This window comes from Aeromonas sp. s5 (assembly GCF_040907865.1).
GTDB lineage: Bacteria > Pseudomonadota > Gammaproteobacteria > Enterobacterales > Aeromonadaceae > Aeromonas > Aeromonas dhakensis.
Genome location: NZ_JBFOCO010000011.1, coordinates 20,293 through 40,012, shown reverse-complemented (window position 1 = coordinate 40,012; position 19,720 = coordinate 20,293). Strand labels below are relative to the sequence as shown.

Below are 19,720 nucleotides of genomic sequence, written 5' to 3'. Positions count from 1 at the left end.
AACCTCAGTTCTGATTAGCCCACATCGCGCTGTGCAATCGGCTACAACTGTCGCTGTCCATAATATCCTTCCACCTGTTGATAACACGCCAAGATTCTACCCAGAAATATTGGGTGGCGCAAAATATAAATTCATCTTTCGTCATCAAATTCCAATTCAAGACGGCAGAGATATTAATTATTGCGCGAAAACGGATTCATCCTCATTTAGCTCTGCAACACAGGGTTAATTGATCTGGATGGGGTTTTGCCCGAATTTTCCGGCCATCCACCGGATCCGGGCTGGAATCGGACTCAATGTGGGAATAGGATGCACGGCTTCCATCCATGACGCACAGGAAACAACAGGCATGAATCGAAAATGGTCGCTCCCCATCGTGGCAATCGCGGGGGGAGCGTTACTCTGGCTCGGCAACACCTTTGGTATGAAATGGGCTCTTATGGCCCTGATCGGATTCGGCTTCGGCTTCACCCTCTCCTTCAGCCGCTTCGGCATCGTGTTCGGTTGGCGCGAGATGCTGACCAAGCGCAACAGCTACTACGTGCGGGTTCACCTGCTCACCATCGCCATCGAAATTCTGCTGTTCACCGGCTTCCTCTCCTTTAGCCACGCCCTGTTTGGCGACGCCATGGTGGGCAACGTGATGGCCATCGGCATTCCCTTCATCGTCGGTGCCTTCCTGTTCGGCATCGGCATGCAGCTGGCGGGCGTCTGCGCCACCGGCACCCTTTACTGCTGCGGCGAGGGGCAACCCCGCTTCTGGCTGGTGCTGCTCTGCTACGGCATCGGCACCCTGATCAGCAACCAGTTCCGCCCCGAGCTGGAGGCCACCTTCTCCAGCCATGTGGTGCTGGCAAAAGACCTGACCGGCAATATCTGGAGCGGCATGCTGCTCAACCTGGCGCTGGTCGCCGCGCTGTTCCTGCTGTTTCGCAAGAGCGAGCTCAAGCGCACCGGTGAGCTCAAGCCCCTCTTCAGCGGCGGCAACCTGTTCTGGCGCGATGGCCGCTTCACCGTGCTGACCGGCGGCATCATCATCGCCGTGCTCAACTCCAGCGTGGTCGCCCTGCACGGCTCGGCCTGGACCATCACTGGCGCCGTCTATGACATGGCGCTGCGCGGTGCCTCCCTGTTCGGTCTATTCGAGGGGCACCCCAAGCTGGCCCAGCCGCTCTTCATCAACCCCATGGTCGGCATGTTCTGGCTGGGGATCCTGGGGGCCATGCTGGCGCGCTGCATCAGCGGTGGCGGCCAATTCGCCCCGATGCGGCTTGGCAACAGCCTGGCCTCCATCATCGGCGGCCTGCTGATGGGGATGGGTGCCATGTACAGCGCCTGCAACCTTGGCGGCTTCTTCGACGGCACGGCATCGGGCAGCCTGCACGGCTGGGTCTGGATGTTGATGGCCCTCGCCGGCAGCCTGATCGGCATCCGCCTGCGCCCGCTGTTCAAGCTCTGATAAAACAACGGGATGGCGCGGTTAAACGCCATCCCGTCACGATTCCCCTTCCACGCCGGTGCGCCGATCCCACGCAGCCCCCCAACCCCCTCTTCTCTATCGCAGTCCTTTAAACAGCAGCAACAGGGCGAAGCCGGTGAACATCACCGCCGACAGCCGGTTGATCCCCCTGGCGAAGCGTTCGCCATAGCCTTGCGCCCCCACCCAGTGGAACACCAGGCAGTAGCCGCCATGCACCACCAGCACCACGGCGCTGAAGGTGACCGCCAGCAGCATGCACTGACCCAGCGCCCCGTGTTGAAAGTCGATGAACTGGGGGAACAGGCTGGTGAAGAAGATGATCGCCTTGGGGTTGAGCAGGCTGATGAGCGCCCCCTTGATGAAGCTGCGACGGCAATCCCGAGCCGGCCCGGCCCCCGGCACCGGGCTCACCGCCCGCTGGCGCCAGGAGTTGAGCCCCAGATAGAGCAGATAGAGCGCGCCGCCCAGGGTGAGGATCTGCTGGCCCGCGGCCAGCCAGCGGGTGAACCAGAGCACCGCCAGCGAGGCCAGGCTCGCCACCAGCAGGATGCCCACCGCCACCCCGCAAAAACCGGCGATGGCATGGCGGGCGCCCCGGGTCAGGGTGTTGCCTATGGTGTAGATCACGGCGGGCCCCGGGCTCAGCACTGTGCCGATGGCGAGCAGCAGATAGAGGGCGTAATAGTCGAGCGTCATCGAGAGAGATTCCAGCGTGGATTGGCTGCCGCCCAGTATATTGACAGCCGCGACGCCAGCCAGACATAGTGGCGCCGGGCTTTATAAACCAGGAGTTTAGAGTGGACCGCTTGACCGCCATCGAGATCTTCGTCGAGGTTGCCCGCGCGGGCAGTTTCGCCGCCGTGGCGGAGCGCTTCGCGATGACGCCGGCCATGATCGGCAAGTACATCAAGTGGCTGGAGGCCAGGGTCGGCTCCCGCCTGCTCAATCGCAACACCCGTTGCCAGAGCCTGACCGAGGCGGGCCTGGAGTACCTCGCCGGCTGCCAGAACCTGTTGCAACACTACCGGGAGCTGGAGCAGAACACCCTGGCCAATACCGGCCAGGCGGCGGGCAGGATCCGCATCAACGCCCCCGTCACCTTCGGCAGCTACCGGCTGACGCCGCTGCTGTGCCGCTTCATGGAGCGCTACCCGCAGATCCGCATCGAGCTGGATCTGTCGGATCGGCTGGTGGACGTCATCGGCGACGGCTTCGACCTCATCTTCCGGATCGGCCAGCCCAAGGACGCCGGTTACATAGCCCGGCCACTGGCCAGCACGGGCTCGGTGTTCTGCGCCTCGCCAGACTATCTGCAACGCCACGGCACTCCCCTCACGCTGGCGGATCTGGCCAGCCACCACTGCCTGGGATTCAGCCCCTGGCTCGGCCAGTCACGCCTGGCCGAGGCCTTTCCCCTCGAACTGCTGCACCTGTGGGACAGCCCCTTCATCAGCAACCACGGCGGCGCCCTCAAGGTGGCCGCCCTCAACCACGCCGGCATCCTGCTGCAGCCGCGCGCCCTGCTGAGCGAGGAGCTAGAGCGCGGTACCCTGCAGGAGATCCTGGCGGAGGCGCTGCCCGCCCCGCGCCCGGTCAACCTGCTCTACCCGGCCAGGGAGCCGCTGCCGCTGCGCCTGCGGTTGCTCATCGACTACCTGATCGAGCAGCGCCACCAGCTGTAGGGGGCAAGCCTATTCGCCGCGCTGCTTCACCCGGCGCAGATAGACATAGCCCTCCCCCGGGCTGCCCCAGCGCTGATGGGCATCGGTGTCATAGGCCCGATCCAGCAGTCGCACACTGTGGGGGCCGATCCAGAGGTATTGCACCAGGGTGCTGGCACCGCCGAAATTGGTGGAGCAGCTGCCCACCTTGCTGTGGCCGGCATACTCCCCCGACGGCTGGCGAGTCAGCCAGATCTCGCAACCCTGGCGCAGGGAGAGCTGTTGCGGGGTGAGGGAGTCTAGCAGCTCGGGCCGGCGCCAGGCACCGGCGAAGTCGATGGCTCGCGGCATGGTCAGCTCGGCCATCAGGATGCGGCCATCGGGCACCAGCGAGAAGCGATAGATGCGCTGGCGAAACGGGCGCACCGCCCGCTCGGTCAGGAACTGCTCGGCATAGACCCAGCGAAAGCCCTTGTAGCCGGGCCAGATCTCCACCAGCCGCAGCTCGGCGCTGGTAAAGCGGCTGTCGTAGCTGGCCTGCTCGCGGCTGGAGAACTCGCCGGTAAACCAGGAGAGCAGCGGCTCCATGCTGGCAGGCTGCGTCGTGGTGGTGCTGTCAGGGGGCGTGGTGACGAAGGGGCCGGGTGCCGCCCAGGCCAGGCAGGAGAAGAGCAGCCCCCACAGGGCCGCCATCAGGCTGGTCATCGAATCCTTCCGAATCAGTGTCATGGCGGCGATTATATGAGCGAACGGCGTCAATATCCGCAACCTTGATCAAATGATTGCCGATCCGAAACAAAATCATCGTATTGGCGTCATGTCCCGGCAATCGGATAGCCATCGACGCCAGGCTGGACCCTGCCTGAACACCCCGCATTCTGTCCTTGTGGGCGCTCTTTGAATCGGTTATCTCTCTTGCCATGCCCTGCGCAGCGGATGCCAGGGTCGGACAAGCAGCGCAATCAGGAGCAAGAGATGAAGAGAGCCGTAATCGCGGGCATGGTGGCCATTCTACTGAGTGGCTGCGCGGTGAAGAACCAGGTCTCCCACAGCCTGCAGGCGATCCCGCTGACCGCCTTCCAGCAGAGTGAAAGCAACCCCAACCAGCGCATCTACAAGGAGCCCGGCGTGGATCTGCGCCAATACAATGAGGTGCTGCTCGATCCGCTCCAGTTTATCCGGCAGGAAAATGGCCAGTGGTATCTGCTGACCGCCAACGAGCAGAACGAGATCGGCCGCTACTACCACGCCACCTTCCAGCGCGAGCTGATGAGCCACGGCGTCAAGATCGCCACCGCCCCCGGCCCTGGCGTGCTGCGGGTACAGGCCGCCATCACCAACTTCGACCTGACCCGGCCCGACCCCAAGCTGCGGGATCTGCTGCCCGCCAAGATCGCCATCAACGTCACCCGTGAGGTGATCGGCAAGGAGCCCTATCTGCTCAGGGTGGGCAGCATGGCCCAGCTGCTCGACTCCCAAAGCGGCAAGCTGCTGGTGCGGGTGATGGATGCACGCGAGAGCCCGGACACCACCCACAAGGAGAGCCCCATCACCGCCGGCGAGATGGCGAAGATGATCGACCAGTGGGCCGCCGGCCGCGCCAAGCAGCTGGCCGACAACCTGGGTCGCTGAACGGGCCGGCCGCCTCCCAAAAGGGGGGCTTTTGGAGCCATGACAGCTGCGTTATCGCCCGAATGTTGATAAGGTCATTACTTTATTGGCTGGAGAAAAAGATATGAAAAAAGCGCTGTTTCCCATTCTGGTTGCTGGCCTGCTGAGCGCCTGCAGCATGGCTCCGCAACAGCAGGAGTGCGCCCCCATGGCCGGCGGATGGCAGAGTCAGCCGTTGCCGAACGCCGGCGCCGAAGCAGCGCTGGCCAGCGTGCTGGCGCGCATGAACACTTCCGCCAGGCTGGAGCGCATTCTCGAGGTGCGCAGCCAGGTGGTCTCCGGGATCAACTACGACATCGCCTTCCAGCTCGACAACGGCGAGGTGTGGAATACCCGCGTCTATCGGGATCTCGCCGGCCACTACCAGATGACCCGGCCGGCCGCCCAGGGGGAACTGCCCGCCATGCCTTGCGTCAAGGCCAAATAGCCCCGAGCATCGGGCCCCTCGCCAGAGGGGCTCATCTGACCAGCAAATCTCTGCTGTTCTCCCCGCACTCCGGCAGTCAGGATGACCCTTCCCGTGACCATATCTTCATAGAAAAGGAACCACTATGACCCGTCACCCCAGCATCAAACACTGGCGCGAGCTGCAGGAGCCCGAACCCGGCCGCTACTCCGGCAGCGAGGAGCCGCTCTCTCTGGGCAGTGCCCTCGGCAGACACTACGGCTTTGCCCGTCTCGGCATTCACCACGAGCTGCTGCCGCCGGGCCGGCGCACCAGCTGGCCCCACGCCGAGGAGACCGAGGATGAGTTTGTCCACGTGCTGGAAGGCACTCCGGATGTCTGGCTCGACGGCGTGCTCCATCGGCTGCAACCCGGCGACTCGGTCGGCTTCAAGGCGGGCGACGGGTTGGCCCACACCTTCATCAACAACACCGATCAGCCGGTGCGGCTGCTCTGCGTGGGCGACACCGATCGGGCGGACAACCACATCCACTACGCCCTGCACCCCGAGCGTAACCGCTTCATCGGTGAGCGGCATTGGGATGCGGTACCCGAGCGCGAGCTGGGGGACCACGACGGCCTGCCCGACCAGCTGCGCGAGCGCAACGGCCCCTTCTAGGGCACCGCGGCCGGCCTCTGGTCGGCAAGCGGACGCAACCGACTATCCTTGATGGACCCAAGGCAACGAGGAAGAGAGATGAAGACAGGAACAGTGCGACTGCATCGGGTGCTCAAGGCGCCGCCGATGCGGATCTACCGGGCCTTTATCGAGGCCGATGCGCTAGCCAAATGGCTGCCACCCCACGGCTTCACCTGCCAGGTGGAACAGCTGGAGGCCAGGGTCGGCGGCCACTTCCGAATGGCGTTCACCCAGTTCGGCAACGGCCACAGTCATGCCTTTGGCGGCGAATACCTGGAGCTCGAACCGGGCAAGCGCATTCGCTACACCGACAGCTTCGACGACCCCAACCTGCCGGGGGTGATGCACGTGACCGTGATCCTGACCGGGGTAGTGTGCGGCACCGAACTCGTCATCGTGCAGGAGGGGATCCCCGCAGCCATCCCGGTGGAGATGTGCTATCTCGGTTGGCAGGAGTCCCTGGCCCAGCTGGCGGCCTTGGTGGAGCCGGAGATCCCGCCGGGCTGAGTGACGCCCACGAAAAAGCCTGCCAGCCGGCAGGCTTTTTTTATTTCTGGCGGCCTGTGCGCCAAACCACCATCCGGGCTCAGCGGCCGGGGGCCTTGTCCAGCGGGAAGGCGAAGAGATCGCGGCGATAGGTCTCGACCACCAGGCTGAACGGCACGCCATCCCCCCGTGAGAGGATGGCCCTATGCTGCAGCACCCGCTCGGGGATCGCCAGCGGCTGGTCACTGCTGGTGAGGGTGGGCATCTGCATCTCCCAACCGGCCGGCAGGGGTGTCCACAGCAGGGTGGAAGAGAGGGTCCGGCGGCTGAAGTTGAGCGCCTTGACGGCCAGGCCAAACGGGGTATCGCTGGTGTCGAGGAGCCGGTTCATCTCCGGTGTGAGGCGGCTTTGCACGTACCAGTTGTCCGCTTCGGAGAAGACATGATCGCCGCAGGCGAGCTGCACCCGGCGATAGCCGACGGGCTCGTCGGCCGCGATCTTGAGCTGCTCGCGGACGGCAGCATCGGCCGGTTTGCGGGTATCCTGATCACGCAGGGCGCGGATGCGCGGCTCCCCGGCCATCCGGTGGTCGGCGCACCAGTTCTGCAGGGTGACGGTGGCGCTCGGGTTGCTGAGCAGGGTGGCATTGAGGGTCTGCAGCAGCGCCTGCGCCTTGAGACGGGTGACGGGGGTGTCTGGCCAGCTTGCGGCGACGCTTTCCTGCGCCTGCACGGCGCCATGGCACAGCAAGGCCGCCAGCATCATTACTCGGATCTTCATGTTTCTCTTACCCTTTCTACTTTGACGCCGGATTGTAACCGCGCGAGGGCCGAAGACCACGCCTTTATGCCCAGAGCCGTCACCAGCGCTCATGCAGCTAGATCTGGCTCGCCCCCGTTCGCGGATAAAAAAAGCCTGCCAGCGGGCAGGCTTTTTCGTTCCTGAATACAGCTTATTGCAGCTTGATGGCACCCAGGTAATCCCCCTTGCCAAGCTCGACCCCGGCCTGGCGCAGCAGGGCATAGGTCATGGTGAGGTGGAAGTAGAAGTTGGGGATGCCGTACTCGTGCACGCAGGTGTGGCCGTCCATCCCCTTGCCACCGGCCCAGTAGGGAGTGTAGTGGCCGCTCGCATACTGGCTGAAATCGGCATCCAGCTTGCTCTGCAGATAGGTGAGGGTCTTGGCCACATGGGCGCGCAGATCCGCCATGGTCTTGGGGTCATCCCCCAGCACCGGCGGCTCGCTCAGGCTGGCGGTGGCCACCACGGCGCGGGCGCTGTCGCAGCAGATCAGCACCTGCTTGACCAGCGGCAGCATGTCGACGATGAGCCGCTCATTGAAGAAGTTCTCCACGTTGAATTTCTTGGCGGCGGCATGGGCCTCGGCCTTGGCCAGACAGTGGTCGAGGTTGGTCAGCATCTTGATAAACTGGGCGGCGATCTCACGATTCATAATGCGCTCTCGGTTGGTTGAAGGCGGTTGCACGAGCGGCATCCACTATAGCGTATCCCCCCGTTTGTTCGAGCCCGCCCCCGCAAAATGCCGGCCCCGGCCAGCTGCCCAGCGACAGGATTGGACGGCCCCTGCGGCTGCCGATATGCCGAGGCCCTCTTTGGCTCTTTTCTGATCTGTGACATGCATCACTCTTTTACAGAGGCGTAGGCTGATTCGCGCAGCCCGGGCATGTCGCCGGGCACCACCAAAGGAGAGTGCCATGAAAATCTATGACCGAAACCGCAATGCGCTCACACCGGGTCAGCGGGTGATGATCGCCGCCACCGGCGCCGTCGACGTTCTGAAAGAGGCCCACACCGACAACCTGACCCCCTATCAGGCCGAGCACGAGCAGTGCGTGCTGCTGGCCAACTCCCGGGAGCGCTACGCCCCCATCGAGTTGATTAGACTAGGCTGATACCCGGCGTTACCTGTCACCCTACTCTTTACAATTCACCCGGCCGCCGCGCCCCGTCGAGGCCGGGTTTCTGATCTCCCTTCCCTATGTGACCCCAGCTTCTACGCAGGTTCGCGCAAGGATGCGTCAATCAACCTTGGCACCTGCGGCTCCAAGCGGCAGGATGGCATCCCCCATACGATTGATTACCAGCAGTGAATTTTGATATTCATTTGATGCTATTTCAGTGCACTTTCCACCGCCCTAGACTGCTTCTCGAACCTTAACGAGGAGTCTTGTATGAAGCTCACCCATATTACATTGCTGGCCGGCACCATCGCTTCGGCCCTCTCTTTCAACACCTTCGCCGGTGACCTGGTCTCGGTGCAGTTCAGTGATGGTCGCGCCGCCGTGACCGGAGTCGAGGCGGCCAACAAAGCGCTCAACCCCATCGGCGTCAACGTGGTCACCGTCGACATCCCCGACGCCGCCAGGCCGCTGCTTGAGGCCTCCCACCGCCGCGCGTTGACCAAAGCGGAGCACGGCGCCCTGATTGCGGCCTTCAACCTGAGTCAGGGGGAGCTGCTGGAGCAGGCCAGGCTAGCAGGGCGTGCGCCCGCGGTGCAGGGGGGCGGCGTCGCCACCGAGGAGACAGGCGTCGGCCCCTACCCCAAGGTCTATGACCTGATGGCGCTGGACGAGCGCACCCGCAGCGCCGTACTGGGGAAATACGGCCGCATGCACGTCAACTCTGCAGAGGACGGCACCGACATCGACGAGGTGATGACTGTGGTCAGCGGCGGGCCGTTCCGCTGGGGCTTTACCCTGCAAGATGGCAGCATCGCCCGCTTCCAGATCGACAAGGTGGGCCTTGAGGACAAGGCCGTGCGAGTCAGCTATCACGGGCTCGGCATGCACGCCGGGTTGATGGATGCAAAACAGGGGCTGCTGGTGGCCTTCGCCCACGGACCCAGAGCATTCACCATGCGCTACCAGGCCGACGTGCCCCACGCCCAGCTGCTCGGCACCAACCCCTGGGCCGATGTCGGCATCAACCTGCCTCCCGCCCCCGGCAAGGCGCAATAAGCCTTCGCGCGGCACCGGGCGGTCGGGTCAAGGCCCTGCCGCCCTTGTTGCATATCTCTCTTTCCTGGCGCCCGGCGAACCGGATTGGGTGAATTCACCGCGCCATGATGGCACCATCATTTACCATTGGTGAATTATCGGGGGCAGGATGAACAAGATCACGGCGCTGAACGTCTTTCGCCGGGTGGTGGAGATGGGCACCTTCAGGGCGGCGGCATATGACCTGCACCTCTCACAGGCTGCGGTCAGCAAGAACATCAACGAGCTGGAAGCCTTTCTCGGCATCGCCCTCATCAACCGCACCACAAGGCGGCTGAGCGTCACCGAAGCCGGCATGACCTATTACCGCCAGATTTGCGCCGTGCTGGATGGCCTGGACGCCGCCGACCAGTCCATCATGGCTACCTCCTTCACCCCAAGGGGCAGGCTTAGGATCGGCATGCCCATGTCCTACGGGCTGATCCGGCTCAACCCCCTCGTCTGCGAGTTCCAGCGCCGCTATCCGGCAATCGGCATCGAGGTGATCCTGAGCGACGCCTACATGGATCTGGTGGATCAGGGGCTGGACGTGGTGATCCGGGGGGCAGGCGCCCTGGATGACTCCACCCTGCGTGCCAAACCCCTGTGCCAGGTGCAGCGGATGCTGTGTGCGGCCCCCGACTATCTCAAGGAGGCGGGTCAGCCCGCCCATCCGGAGGATCTCAAAGATCACAACTGCCTGCGCTACAGCCTCTCCTCTTCCCCCAACAAGTGGTGCTTTAGCCGGGCAGAGGAGAGCCTGGCGGTGGATATGCGTCTTGCCAGCTTCTGCGCCAACAACGGCATCGCCCTCAAACAGGCTGCGGTGCAAGGGCTTGGGGTGATCCTGGTGCCGCATGAGTTCGTAGCAAGCGAGCTGGCGGACGGCACCCTGGTCAAACTGCTTCCCGACTGGCAACCCGACCCCCACGCCCTGTTCGCCGTCTACCCCTTCCACAAGGAGCAGTCCCCCAACGTGCGGCTCTTTATCGAATTTATCGTCAAAGCGTTTCAGCCGAGGTGAGCCCGACAGGCGGATGCCTGTTGGAACCCGCCTGCATGTGGGTTCGATTAGCGAAGCGTAATCGGACGTTCGTGGAATCGGACGATCGCGTCATCGATCGCTCCCTCTGGCTACCGCCCGCCGTCCAGGATGACGCCCCCTGCCTGTGTTGCCGATGTATCCGCAAATAGTCGCCTGCCAAGCTGGCGGATCAGCAGCAGCGGCGACAACAGGGTGAGCAGCAGCCAGTGGGTGTGGGGCAGGATAAAGCTCCAGATGATCTCGTGAGGTAGCCAGGTCGACGCGGTTGCCGTCATAAAGGCGATGTCATAGGTCTCCCACAACCAGAGCCCGGCAAAGAGCGGCAACAACAGCGGGCGGGGTGTCAGCAAAAACAGCGGCAAGTAAACACAGGCGAGTACGACGCTGAACTCCAGCATGGCCGGGGTCAGCTCAGCCAAGGTATGACTGGGGGAGAGACCGCTCCATTGGACAGGCGTCCCCTCGGCCAATACAGGCCACCAGGATGCGTATTGAAACAGGGTAAACGAAATCAGAAACAGCAGGCTGGTCAGCAGCGCCAGCGCCGTTTTTCGCAACAGCCAGCGCCCCATCCGGCGCAGTGTCGGCATCCATGTAGACATCAATGACTCCCATCTGGTGACGGGGCAGTATGCCTTGGCTGGCGGCGTGATCAAAGCCGCCCTGCAGACCCTCTTGCCTACGCCCACACGCTCTTCTGCCTCCGAGTTACAGCCAAGAGCGACATGTTGGTTCCATTGACCAAGCGTCATCGGGCATATGGGGAGCTAGACGGGTACCCGCATCTGAAGATGTGTCACTCGTTGACACCCTGCCTGGGTGATTGTTGATCATCAAGCTTCGTGCGAGACTCATCATCGCGTTATACAGGGACAATTGAGACCAGTATGGACAACGTCGCCTTGACGACCCCTCTCTCTTGACAAGCCGGGAGGCCAGGGCCAAAAACAGGCCCATCCCATGATGGGGCAGCAAAACAGTCATCAGGACATGACGAGGGTACAGGGCTCAATGGCATGACGCAGGAGCCTGCAAGATCACCCCTCTCCATGACCAGACACAGGGGAGCAAGCATGAAGGATCAGGCTGCAACCGTACTCTGCTTTGAGCATGTCACCATAGCGAGAGACTGCATGGACACGCTCCAGGCGTTGGGGTTTAACGTGATTCGCATCGCCTATTCTGCCGAGGTGTTTACCAGGCTGCCATTTCTCAATTTTGATTACCTTTTCAGCATCAACTTCAACCCCCTCCTCTCTCAAGCGGCCGAAGCGTTGCGCAAGCCCTACATTGCCTGGGTGGTCGATACACCTTGCTATGGCATGCATCATGACGCCATCTCCAACCCCCTCTCCTTCACGTTTGTCTACGACCTTGCCGTAGCAAGCAGGCTCAAGGAGCGGGGCAATGGCAACGTCTACTACCTGCCGGTCGCCATCAACGAGCAGCGCCAACTGCCAGCCGAGCCGGGTTATGATCACGATATCTCCTTCATCGCCAACCTGACCCCGCCGGAATACCAGACCCACATCAAGCCACGGCTGGCCCCCGGACCGCTGCAAACGCTGGAAGAGCTGATTGGGCACATCGATGCGCACCTGGAGGGGCGGCCCCTGACCGCACAACTCACGGAATCTCATCTACGGCTTGTGAAAGAGGTGTATCCGCTGAGCGGGCTACCCTACCTGAGCGAATATGAAAAACTGGCGTATCTGCTGGGGCGCGAACACTCCTATCGAGAAAGGGTGTCCTGTATCCAGGCTCTGGCGGCCCGGTTTGAACGGGTCGCCGTGTATGGACACCCGGAGTGGGCGACACACACAGAGAGCTATTGCGGATACGCAGAACATTACCAAGCGATGCCACGCCTGTTTCAACGCAGCAGGATCAACCTGAATCTGGTACTCAGCTTCGTCGAGTCGGGACTCCCCATGCGGGTGTTTGATATTCTTGGCGCCGGTGGATTCATGGTGACCAACGACAAGGAGGATCTGCATCATCTCTTCACCCCGGGCAAGGATCTGGTGATCTTCCGTGACAAGCAGGATCTGCTGGAGATCTGTCGCTATTACCTGAGCCACGAGGAGGAACGCGCCGCCATCGCCGCCCATGGGCAACAGACAGTGCTGGCCCATCACACCTATCGAGCGCGCCTGATCAGCTTGTTCCAGACCGTCCAGAGTGAGCTGGCAAGCATGCAACACCCTGACGTAAAAGCGCATTCGAATAACTGACGGCCATGTTTGATATCAGACGCTGAGTGGCCATACCCCCTGTCAGCTCGTGCAGGTTTGATCAGCGAGGTGTAATCGAACCTAAGTCCCTGGCCTGCGTAGCGTCAGCATCCATTTGGGCATCAATGACAAGCGATATGCCGCGGTTCGCTGCACAGTCCAAGTGCCGCACCATGCCGGTTAATTGCCGGAATATTGAATCCCGTCACACCGGCAGCGGTTTGAGTGGTTGCCCGGCCACAAAGCCTCATGCGAACCTTTAAATCCCGTTAACCCACTAAAACCAAACACTATGTTCAGGCAAATAATGATGAGTGCTGCCCTGCTGTCGGCGGCGCTGCTTTCCGGTTGTGCTTCCGTACCCATGGCCGATGCCACCGCAGACGCGCAGGCCAAGCAGTTTGTGGCGCCCAAGGATGCAGCCAACCTCTATATCTATCGCAACGAAACCTTCGGCACGGCCGTGAAGATGCCGGTGCTGGTGGATGGCATGGCGGTCGGCGACACCGTGGCCCACAGCTATATCCTCAAGCAGGTGACGCCAGGCAGCCACACCATCACCTCCAAGTCGGAGAACGACGCCACCCTGACCCTCAGCACCGAGGCGGGCAAAAACTACTACGTCTGGCAGGAGGTCAAAATGGGCCTGCTGATGGCCCGCTCCAAGCTGAGCCAGGTCAGTGAAGAGGAAGGCAAGCAAGGGGTGATGGAGAGCAAGTTGGTTAAGTGAGTGACTGGAACGAACTCCTAATACTTGGTGTTAAGCCTTGCTTCGAAAGAATGTAACCCTAGATTTCTTTGCTGACACTATTTAGTTAAAATCGTGCGATTGTATCAATAACAGAACAAGGATAAAAAATCATGGGACTTGAATTTATCGGTCAGGCAGAGGACCTGAAACAAGGGACTAAAGTAATATATTGCCAAGCAGACATTGAAACATATCTAAATATAATTGGGAGTTCTTTTGGTGACTATCTAATTCAGCGTAGAAGAGAGTCACACAAGGCATATAGACGTCTATCTGATGATATTAAACTAGGTGCGTTATTGCCAACGATAACTCTTTCAGTAAAGCCAGATATTGTCGAGAAAATAATTTCTCTCTGTGATGACAAGGAGGCTTTAATTGCATCTCTGTCACAGCCAAATCAAGTCGATATTTTAGATGGGTTACAAAGAAGCTATATATTGAAGGATATTAAAGACAACGATTTTGAATTTAATCCAAAGGCGAAGCTGTTGCTGGAGTTTTGGCTCGAAAAAGACTTAGGAAAGCTTATATATCGGATGATCGTATTAAACTCAGGGCAGAAGACTATGTCTATGAGACATCAAATAGAGTTACTGTTTACATCATTATCCGGTGAAATAGAAAAAGCTGTTCCTGGTATTTCTATAATCAAAGAGCGAGATGGTTTTCGTAGAACTCAACCTAATAAATATCCATTAAGTGATCTTGCAACAAGCTATTACGCCTATTTAACTGGTTCGCATGAAATTGAAAAAGATGGCCTTGTCACCAAGTTGTTTGACTCAGATATTTTAGATGCATCTGAAGAGGTCTTAACAGAAAAATTCAAAGCCTATCTTAATAGGCTCCATAGTTTCGTAATGATTGACGAGTTGTGTTGGAATCATTATTCAGAAATAGATTTTGCAGCTGAGTCTGCGAGTGTGATGGATAACGACGAATATGATGAGAACACCAAAGGAAAAAAAATAAGCGATCTGGAAAAGTTGAAAAGAGGATATAATTGGCTAGGTTCTGAAAATACCATGTTAGCATATTTCAGTATGGCATCATTTTTCGACAGCAACCCTAGGTTTACAAAAAGATTTGATTCCGGATTGGAAGCTGTAATTGCTCGGTTAAAGGAAGATAAAGACCTCGATCCCCTTGCAATACTATCCTTCGAGAATGCTAAGGATACTTTTAACCCAAGAAAGAAAAATATTGGTTTCGCAACCAGGAAATTAACTCATGATGGTCTGAAAGAGTATTTCAATAGTGAGGCGGCTGTCGACTTGAAAGAGTGCTGGAAATATGCGGCAGATTATCAGAAATAATTCTTTCTCTGGATCTTAACATGACGAGTGAAGTGATAGATATCGCAGGGGAGCCTAGCCTCCCTGCAATTCAAGTAATTCAAGCAACTCAAGCAACTCAAGCAACTCAAGCTAAAGTAGATGAAATCATCTCAAATCTTGCAGAACACGAGTTAGAAGATGAAGCTCATAATATTGAATTGTGTCTACAGGACTTGATTGCTGTAAATGACCATGTTCCTATGAAAGTCTTTGGTATAATATCCGGGACGTGTAGGAATGAAGATATTGAGTTAATATACCAGGGCTCTGTAATTGGAGTTCTATGTTTTACCAAGGGAATCCAATATTCAGACGAGGAGAACTTTACGGATTTAAGAAAATCATGCTTTATCATTGAAACTAATGGGAAAGGTCGTGCGGCTGGATTAAGTGAATTCCAGCATGACTATGTTGTTGTAAATAAAGATTTCATAGCTGATTATAATCAAAAATTTAAGTATACCTCTGAGATATGGGGCGGTTTTTCACATCAAGAGTTAGCATTTTCTATGCGGCCAACCCTTACTCAAATAACACTATTAGATAATTTAAAAATACCCTCCGACAGCCATAAGAAATCATTGACATCTGCAATTCACTCACATAGCTCAATATCAAGATTTCTAAAGCTATACCATCAAATAGAGTTATCTTTTGATTGGATTTTTGTTCAGAATATCAAGAAACTCAATGATGATATTGTTGGATTTGGCAAGCTTGTTAAAAATTATTCAAATAAGGAAATTGACTCTTTAAAAGAGATAATTTATTGCCATGCTTACGATTTTACCAAGATATGCGCTTTGATGGTTATCCCTGCTCAACACAAAGATGTTGCAAGATGTATATTTCAGGATTATTCCAAAGATTCAAATCCCATAAAAGATAAGTGGGATGAGGCAATTGATTTTTTTGAAAATACTGATCATACTTCTCAGCAACTTAAAGATAAAAAATTGATATCTAAGAATGATATTGAGCTTTATGAAAAATGGATATCTAATTTATCTGCATATTGGATCTATCGAACACGATGTTCTATTGCTCACAACAAAATTGGTGAATATATTATAACTGAATCGCATGATTTGTTTATAATTGATTTTGTAGAGCCACTAATAATGGAAATTTTGAGACAGATTTATAATACAGAAAACAAGCCATTGCCTTGACTTAAGCAGTTATTTTAAATGTGTTAAATAAGATTGTTAGAAGTTATTTGTATGCCATTGATTGATACAACCAACCCGGCCTAAGCCGGGTTGGTTGTATCAAAAGACGGGGAAAATCAAAGCGCTTCCAATCTGGCATACGCCGTCACCAGCCACTTGGCGCCGACGTCGTCGAACTGGATCTGCACCCGGCTCTGCTGGCCGACCCCTTCGAAGTTCAGCACTATCCCTTCGCCGAATTTAGGATGGAGCACCCGCTGGCCGAGCTTGATGCCGCTGGCGTCGAAGCTTTGCTGCACCTCGTTCTGGCTAAAGCGACCGTACTGGGTGGGGCGGCTGACCTGAGTGCGCAGCCGGATCTCTTCCAGACACTCGGCGGGCATCTCGCGGATAAAGCGGCTCGGCTTGTGGAACATCTCGCGGCCGTAGATGCGGCGGCTCTCGGCATAACAGATGTAGAGCTTCTCCATGGCGCGGGTCATGCCGACGTAACAGAGGCGGCGCTCCTCCTCCAGCCGGCCCGACTCCTCGGTGGATTGCTGGCTGGGGAACATCCCTTCCTCGACGCCAACCAGCAGCACCAGCGGGAACTCCAAGCCCTTGGCGCTGTGCAGCGTCATCAGCTGCACCGCGTCGGCATATTCGTCCGCCTGATTCTCGCCGGATTCCAGCGCCGCGTGGGCGAGGAAGGCGGAGAGATCGCTCATATCTTCCAGCTCATCCGGCCGCTGGTACTGGCGGCAGGCGGTGACCAGTTCGTCCAGGTTTTCTACCCGCGCCTGGGACTTCTCGCCCTTCTCCGCCAGATACATGGCCTTGAGGCCGGAGTGCTGGATGGCGATATCCGCCTGCTGGTGCAGGGGCAGCATGGCGACCTGCTCCTCCAGCGTGTCAATGAGCTCGACAAAGCCGCGCACCGCGTTGCCGGCACGGCCGGTCAGCACCTTGTCGTTCAGCAGGGTCTTGGCGGACTGCCAGAGGTTCTGGCCCTGATCCCGGGCGTTATTGCGCAGTATCTCCAGGGTGCGATCGCCGATGCCCCGGGTCGGGGTGTTGACCACCCGCTCGAAGCTGGCGTCGTCGCCACGGTTGTTGATAAGACGCAGGTAGGCCATGGCGTCCTTGATCTCCTGGCGCTCGAAGAAGCGCAGGCCGCCGTAGATGCGATACGGCATGGCGTCCTGCATCAGCGCCTCTTCCAGCACCCGTGACTGGGCGTTGGAGCGATAGAGGATGGCGCAGTCGGCCAAGAGGCCGCCCTTCTCTTTCCAGTCCTTGAGGCGGCCGACCACGAAGCGGGCCTCGTCCACCTCGTTGAAGGCGGCGTACAACGAAATCGGCTCGCCCTCGGCCCCCTCGGTCCACAGCTCCTTGCCGAGGCGCTCGGCGTTGTTGGCGATCACGCTGTTGGCGGCCTTGAGGATGTTGGCGGTGGAGCGGTAGTTCTGCTCGAGGCGGATGGTTTCGGCCCCCTGATAGTCGGTCAGGAAGCGCTGGATGTTCTCGATCTTGGCGCCGCGCCAGCCGTAGATGGACTGGTCATCGTCGCCGACGATCATCACCTTGCCGGTGTCCCCTGCCAGCATCCGCAGCCAGGCGTACTGGATGCCGTTGGTGTCCTGGAACTCGTCCACCAGGATGTTCTGGAAGCGGTCGCGGTAGTGCTCGAGGATGTGGGGCTTGTTCAGCCACAGCTCGTGGGCGCGCAGCAACAGTTCTGCGAAGTCCACCAGCCCGGAGCGATCGCAGGTCTCCTGATAGGTCTTGTAGATCTGCTGATAGGTGCGGGTGACGGGGTCGCCGTAGAGGTCGATGTCGCCGGGGCGTAGCCCCTCGTCCTTCTTGCCGTTGATGTAGCCCATCACGGCGCGCGGGGCCCAGTGCTTCTCGTCGAGGTTGAGCGCCTTGAGCACCCGGCGGATCAGTCGGTACTGGTCATCGGAGTCGAGGATCTGGAAATCCTGCGGCAGCCCCGCATCCAGATGGTGGGCCCGCAGCAGGCGGTGGGCGATGCCGTGGAAGGTGCCGATCCACATGCCGCGCACGCCGTCGCCGATCACCTTCTCGACCCGGCCGCGCATCTCGGCCGCCGCCTTGTTGGTAAAGGTCACCGCGATGATGGAGAAGGGCGAACAGCGTTCCACCTGCATCAGCCAGGCGATACGGTGCACCAGCACCCGGGTCTTGCCCGAACCGGCACCGGCCAGTACCAGCAGGTTGCAACGGGGGGCCGCCACCGCGTCTCTTTGCTTGTCATTGAGCCCGTCGAGCAGGGTTGAAACGTCCATCACCACTCCTGTTTATTTATACAGGCGGGGATTATACGACCTGCGGCGCCGCAGACCAAATCGGCGTAGTGGTGATCACCACGGCCCGCTTCTCTGCTACCCCGAGCGGAGGCCTGACCACAGAGAAAAATCCATCAGCTGGCACCATTGGAAGCCACTTTTTAGCCGATTTCAGGAAAACGCTTGCTTATAACCTCATGAATACAAACAGAAATGTCATTTGGAGCCAATTATTCACAGAATTTAAATCTAAAAACAGGCATCAAAACAACAACTTATAAAGTCATTTGCTTATATTTCAAACCGTTAACGCAAACGTTTTTCCTTTATGATCTCCTTGACCCGTACCACGGCTCACTTACAGTTAGCCGGCGTGCTTTATGGCCTGCCCCGGCAGGTTGTGGACCCTCACATAACAATCAAGGATACGATCGTGACTAAAGTGCTCAAGCTGGCCACCGTTGCCGCCCTCACTCTCGCTGCCCTTTCTGCCCAGGCAGCCTCCCAGCCCGCCGTCATCTACGACACCGCAGGCAAATTCGACAAATCGTTCAACGAAGCCGTGTTCCGCAATGGCGTCGAAGTCTACAACAAGGACAAAGGCGTCAAGGTCAAGGAGTTCGAACCCCAGAACGAAGCCCAGCGCGAGCAGGGTCTGCGTCGTCTGGCCAGCCGTGGCAATGGCCCGATCGTGGCCGTCGGCTTCAACATGGGTTCCGCGGTAGAAAAGGTCGCGACCGAATTCCCGAAAACCCAGTTCACCATCATCGACATGGTGGTCGACAAGCCGAACGTCCAGTCCGTCATCTTCAAGGAGCATGAAGGTTCCTTCCTGGTGGGCGCGCTGGCGGCCATCGCCTCCAAGAGCGGTAAGGTCGGCTTCGTGGGCGGCATGGACATCCCGCTGATCCGCAAGTTCGAGTGCGGCTACGAGCAGGGTGCCAAGTACGTCAATCCGAAGATCGAAGTGTTCCAGAACATGACCGGCTCCACCCCGGCGGCGTTTGCTGACCCGGCCAAGGGTGCTGAGCTTGCCAAGTCCCAGTTCGCCAAGGGCGCCGATGTTGTCTATGCCGCCGCCGGCGGTACCGGCATCGGTGTTTACCAGGCCGCCAAGGACGAAGGCAAGCTGGCCATCGGCGTGGACTCCAACCAGAACCACCTGCAACCGGGCACCATGCTGACCTCCATGGTCAAGTCGGTGGGCCTCGCCGCCTACCAGACCTGGGATGACGCCGCCAAGGGCACCTGGAAACCGGGTATCAAGAACCTGGGCCTGGCCGAGGGTGGGGTGGATTGGGCACTCGACAAAGACAACGAGAAGCTGATCACCCCCGAGATGAAAGCCAAGGTGGAGGCCATCAAGGCCGAGATCATCTCCGGCAAGGTCAAGGTGCACGACTATATGAGCGACAGCACCTGCAAATACTGAGTAACCGCTACTACTCTCAACCCAACGACCGGCCCGCACGGGCCGGTTTTTAGTCTCTTTTCATGACCCGCAAGGACT

At 58.5% G+C, this 19,720-nt stretch carries 21 protein-coding genes; 15 read left to right on the top strand and 6 right to left on the bottom strand.

Translation table 11 applies throughout. The annotated features are described in order from the left end of the window. Positions 1-349: 349 nt before the first annotated feature. Positions 350-1,459: a YeeE/YedE thiosulfate transporter family protein gene (locus tag AB5Y94_RS08010; protein ID WP_368205323.1), complete on the top strand. Its 1,110-nt coding sequence runs from the start codon at positions 350-352 to the stop codon at positions 1,457-1,459. A 96-nt stretch (positions 1,460-1,555) separates the two neighbouring features. Here the strand turns inward: AB5Y94_RS08010 and AB5Y94_RS08005 are convergent, their stop codons facing one another. Then, positions 1,556-2,176 carry a LysE family translocator gene (locus tag AB5Y94_RS08005; RefSeq protein WP_260752144.1) on the bottom strand — a complete coding sequence of 207 codons (621 nt, stop codon included), beginning with the start codon at positions 2,174-2,176 and terminating at the stop codon, positions 1,556-1,558. 101 nt (positions 2,177-2,277) lie between these two features. Between AB5Y94_RS08005 and AB5Y94_RS08000 the strand changes: the two genes are divergently transcribed. Further along, entirely contained in the window at positions 2,278-3,162 is an 885-nt protein-coding gene (locus AB5Y94_RS08000; RefSeq protein WP_368205322.1) for a LysR substrate-binding domain-containing protein, read from the top strand. Between the two features lie 9 nt (positions 3,163-3,171). Here AB5Y94_RS08000 and AB5Y94_RS07995 read toward each other — a convergent pair whose 3' ends face one another. Next, positions 3,172-3,846, bottom strand: a complete 675-nt coding sequence (locus AB5Y94_RS07995; RefSeq protein WP_005307696.1) for a chromophore lyase CpcT/CpeT — start codon at positions 3,844-3,846, stop codon at positions 3,172-3,174. A 270-nt stretch (positions 3,847-4,116) separates the two neighbouring features. Here AB5Y94_RS07995 and AB5Y94_RS07990 point away from each other — a divergent pair, with 270 nt between their 5' ends. From AB5Y94_RS07990 to AB5Y94_RS07975, 4 genes are all read left to right on the top strand, one after another. Beyond that, positions 4,117-4,773 (top strand): DUF3313 domain-containing protein, encoded by a 657-nt coding sequence (locus AB5Y94_RS07990; RefSeq protein WP_017788679.1) that lies wholly within the window; start codon positions 4,117-4,119, stop codon positions 4,771-4,773. Positions 4,774-4,876: 103 nt separating this feature from the next. Further along, complete coding sequence (locus tag AB5Y94_RS07985) at positions 4,877-5,239, top strand: cystatin domain-containing protein (protein WP_005307692.1); 363 nt, start codon at positions 4,877-4,879, stop codon at positions 5,237-5,239. A gap of 124 nt (positions 5,240-5,363) precedes the next feature. Beyond that, positions 5,364-5,876 carry a cupin domain-containing protein gene (locus tag AB5Y94_RS07980; protein WP_005307689.1) on the top strand — a complete coding sequence of 171 codons (513 nt, stop codon included), beginning with the start codon at positions 5,364-5,366 and terminating at the stop codon, positions 5,874-5,876. A gap of 78 nt (positions 5,877-5,954) precedes the next feature. Further along, complete coding sequence (locus tag AB5Y94_RS07975; RefSeq protein ID WP_005307686.1) at positions 5,955-6,404, top strand: SRPBCC family protein; 450 nt, start codon at positions 5,955-5,957, stop codon at positions 6,402-6,404. A 79-nt stretch (positions 6,405-6,483) separates the two neighbouring features. On the opposite strand, the gene AB5Y94_RS07970 is transcribed toward AB5Y94_RS07975, so the two are convergent. Both AB5Y94_RS07970 and AB5Y94_RS07965 read right to left on the bottom strand, forming a co-directional pair. Beyond that, a complete protein-coding gene (locus AB5Y94_RS07970) occupies positions 6,484-7,149 on the bottom strand; it encodes a hypothetical protein (RefSeq protein ID WP_308462875.1) in 666 nt (221 codons plus the stop codon). Positions 7,150-7,336: 187 nt separating this feature from the next. Further along, entirely contained in the window at positions 7,337-7,837 is a 501-nt protein-coding gene (locus tag AB5Y94_RS07965) for a DUF1993 domain-containing protein (protein WP_368205321.1), read from the bottom strand. A 262-nt stretch (positions 7,838-8,099) separates the two neighbouring features. Between AB5Y94_RS07965 and ydfZ the strand changes: the two genes are divergently transcribed. The 3 genes from ydfZ (at position 8,100) to AB5Y94_RS07950 (ending at position 10,404) form a co-directional block, all read left to right on the top strand. After that, a complete protein-coding gene (ydfZ, locus tag AB5Y94_RS07960; RefSeq protein ID WP_010635475.1) occupies positions 8,100-8,297 on the top strand; it encodes a putative selenium delivery protein YdfZ in 198 nt (65 codons plus the stop codon). A 279-nt stretch (positions 8,298-8,576) separates the two neighbouring features. After that, positions 8,577-9,362 carry a hypothetical protein gene (locus AB5Y94_RS07955; RefSeq protein ID WP_368205320.1) on the top strand — a complete coding sequence of 262 codons (786 nt, stop codon included), beginning with the start codon at positions 8,577-8,579 and terminating at the stop codon, positions 9,360-9,362. A gap of 148 nt (positions 9,363-9,510) precedes the next feature. Then, entirely contained in the window at positions 9,511-10,404 is an 894-nt protein-coding gene (locus tag AB5Y94_RS07950; protein WP_368205319.1) for a LysR family transcriptional regulator, read from the top strand. A gap of 110 nt (positions 10,405-10,514) precedes the next feature. On the opposite strand, the gene AB5Y94_RS07945 is transcribed toward AB5Y94_RS07950, so the two are convergent. Beyond that, positions 10,515-10,997 (bottom strand): hypothetical protein, encoded by a 483-nt coding sequence (locus AB5Y94_RS07945; protein ID WP_025202412.1) that lies wholly within the window; start codon positions 10,995-10,997, stop codon positions 10,515-10,517. 501 nt (positions 10,998-11,498) lie between these two features. On the opposite strand from AB5Y94_RS07945, the gene AB5Y94_RS07940 reads away from it, so the two are divergent. The 4 genes from AB5Y94_RS07940 (at position 11,499) to AB5Y94_RS07925 (ending at position 15,922) form a co-directional block, all read left to right on the top strand. Next, positions 11,499-12,659: a glycosyltransferase gene (locus AB5Y94_RS07940; RefSeq protein ID WP_368205318.1), complete on the top strand. Its 1,161-nt coding sequence runs from the start codon at positions 11,499-11,501 to the stop codon at positions 12,657-12,659. 292 nt (positions 12,660-12,951) lie between these two features. After that, positions 12,952-13,389, top strand: coding sequence for a DUF2846 domain-containing protein (locus AB5Y94_RS07935; RefSeq protein ID WP_195879528.1), 438 nt, complete (start codon positions 12,952-12,954; stop codon positions 13,387-13,389). Positions 13,390-13,520: 131 nt separating this feature from the next. After that, on the top strand, positions 13,521-14,729 hold the full coding sequence (locus AB5Y94_RS07930; protein ID WP_368205317.1) for a hypothetical protein: 1,209 nt from the start codon (positions 13,521-13,523) through the stop codon (positions 14,727-14,729). Positions 14,730-14,749: 20 nt separating this feature from the next. Beyond that, on the top strand, positions 14,750-15,922 hold the full coding sequence (locus AB5Y94_RS07925; protein ID WP_368205316.1) for a hypothetical protein: 1,173 nt from the start codon (positions 14,750-14,752) through the stop codon (positions 15,920-15,922). Between the two features lie 116 nt (positions 15,923-16,038). Here AB5Y94_RS07925 and uvrD read toward each other — a convergent pair whose 3' ends face one another. Continuing rightward, positions 16,039-18,210 carry a DNA helicase II gene (gene uvrD / locus AB5Y94_RS07920; RefSeq protein ID WP_368205315.1) on the bottom strand — a complete coding sequence of 724 codons (2,172 nt, stop codon included), beginning with the start codon at positions 18,208-18,210 and terminating at the stop codon, positions 16,039-16,041. On the opposite strand from uvrD, the gene AB5Y94_RS07915 reads away from it, so the two are divergent. Beyond that, positions 18,198-18,491, top strand: a complete 294-nt coding sequence (locus tag AB5Y94_RS07915) for a hypothetical protein (RefSeq protein WP_368205314.1) — start codon at positions 18,198-18,200, stop codon at positions 18,489-18,491. The genes uvrD and AB5Y94_RS07915 overlap by 13 nt on opposite strands. 152 nt (positions 18,492-18,643) lie before the next feature. Then, positions 18,644-19,642, top strand: coding sequence for a BMP family protein (locus AB5Y94_RS07910; RefSeq protein ID WP_024943029.1), 999 nt, complete (start codon positions 18,644-18,646; stop codon positions 19,640-19,642). The last annotated feature ends 78 nt before the right edge of the window (positions 19,643-19,720 follow it).

Bases quoted from the DNA above. Each gene is read 5' to 3' on its own strand.
- AB5Y94_RS07925 (WP_368205316.1), top strand. From the start codon at position 14,750: ATGACGAGTGAAGTGATAGATATCGCAGGGGAGCCTAGCCTCCCTGCA.
- AB5Y94_RS07970 (WP_308462875.1), bottom strand. From the start codon at position 7,149: ATGATGCTGGCGGCCTTGCTGTGCCATGGCGCCGTGCAGGCGCAGGAA.
- AB5Y94_RS07975 (WP_005307686.1), top strand. From the start codon at position 5,955: ATGAAGACAGGAACAGTGCGACTGCATCGGGTGCTCAAGGCGCCGCCG.
- AB5Y94_RS07945 (WP_025202412.1), bottom strand. From the start codon at position 10,997: ATGGGGCGCTGGCTGTTGCGAAAAACGGCGCTGGCGCTGCTGACCAGC.
- AB5Y94_RS07935 (WP_195879528.1), top strand. From the start codon at position 12,952: ATGTTCAGGCAAATAATGATGAGTGCTGCCCTGCTGTCGGCGGCGCTG.
- AB5Y94_RS07995 (WP_005307696.1), bottom strand. From the start codon at position 3,846: ATGACCAGCCTGATGGCGGCCCTGTGGGGGCTGCTCTTCTCCTGCCTG.
- AB5Y94_RS08010 (WP_368205323.1), top strand. From the start codon at position 350: ATGAATCGAAAATGGTCGCTCCCCATCGTGGCAATCGCGGGGGGAGCG.
- AB5Y94_RS07985 (WP_005307692.1), top strand. From the start codon at position 4,877: ATGAAAAAAGCGCTGTTTCCCATTCTGGTTGCTGGCCTGCTGAGCGCC.
- AB5Y94_RS07990 (WP_017788679.1), top strand. From the start codon at position 4,117: ATGAAGAGAGCCGTAATCGCGGGCATGGTGGCCATTCTACTGAGTGGC.
- ydfZ (WP_010635475.1), top strand. From the start codon at position 8,100: ATGAAAATCTATGACCGAAACCGCAATGCGCTCACACCGGGTCAGCGG.
- uvrD (WP_368205315.1), bottom strand. From the start codon at position 18,210: ATGGACGTTTCAACCCTGCTCGACGGGCTCAATGACAAGCAAAGAGAC.
- AB5Y94_RS07930 (WP_368205317.1), top strand. From the start codon at position 13,521: ATGGGACTTGAATTTATCGGTCAGGCAGAGGACCTGAAACAAGGGACT.
- AB5Y94_RS07940 (WP_368205318.1), top strand. From the start codon at position 11,499: ATGAAGGATCAGGCTGCAACCGTACTCTGCTTTGAGCATGTCACCATA.
- AB5Y94_RS07965 (WP_368205321.1), bottom strand. From the start codon at position 7,837: ATGAATCGTGAGATCGCCGCCCAGTTTATCAAGATGCTGACCAACCTC.
- AB5Y94_RS07980 (WP_005307689.1), top strand. From the start codon at position 5,364: ATGACCCGTCACCCCAGCATCAAACACTGGCGCGAGCTGCAGGAGCCC.
- AB5Y94_RS08005 (WP_260752144.1), bottom strand. From the start codon at position 2,176: ATGACGCTCGACTATTACGCCCTCTATCTGCTGCTCGCCATCGGCACA.
- AB5Y94_RS07955 (WP_368205320.1), top strand. From the start codon at position 8,577: ATGAAGCTCACCCATATTACATTGCTGGCCGGCACCATCGCTTCGGCC.
- AB5Y94_RS07950 (WP_368205319.1), top strand. From the start codon at position 9,511: ATGAACAAGATCACGGCGCTGAACGTCTTTCGCCGGGTGGTGGAGATG.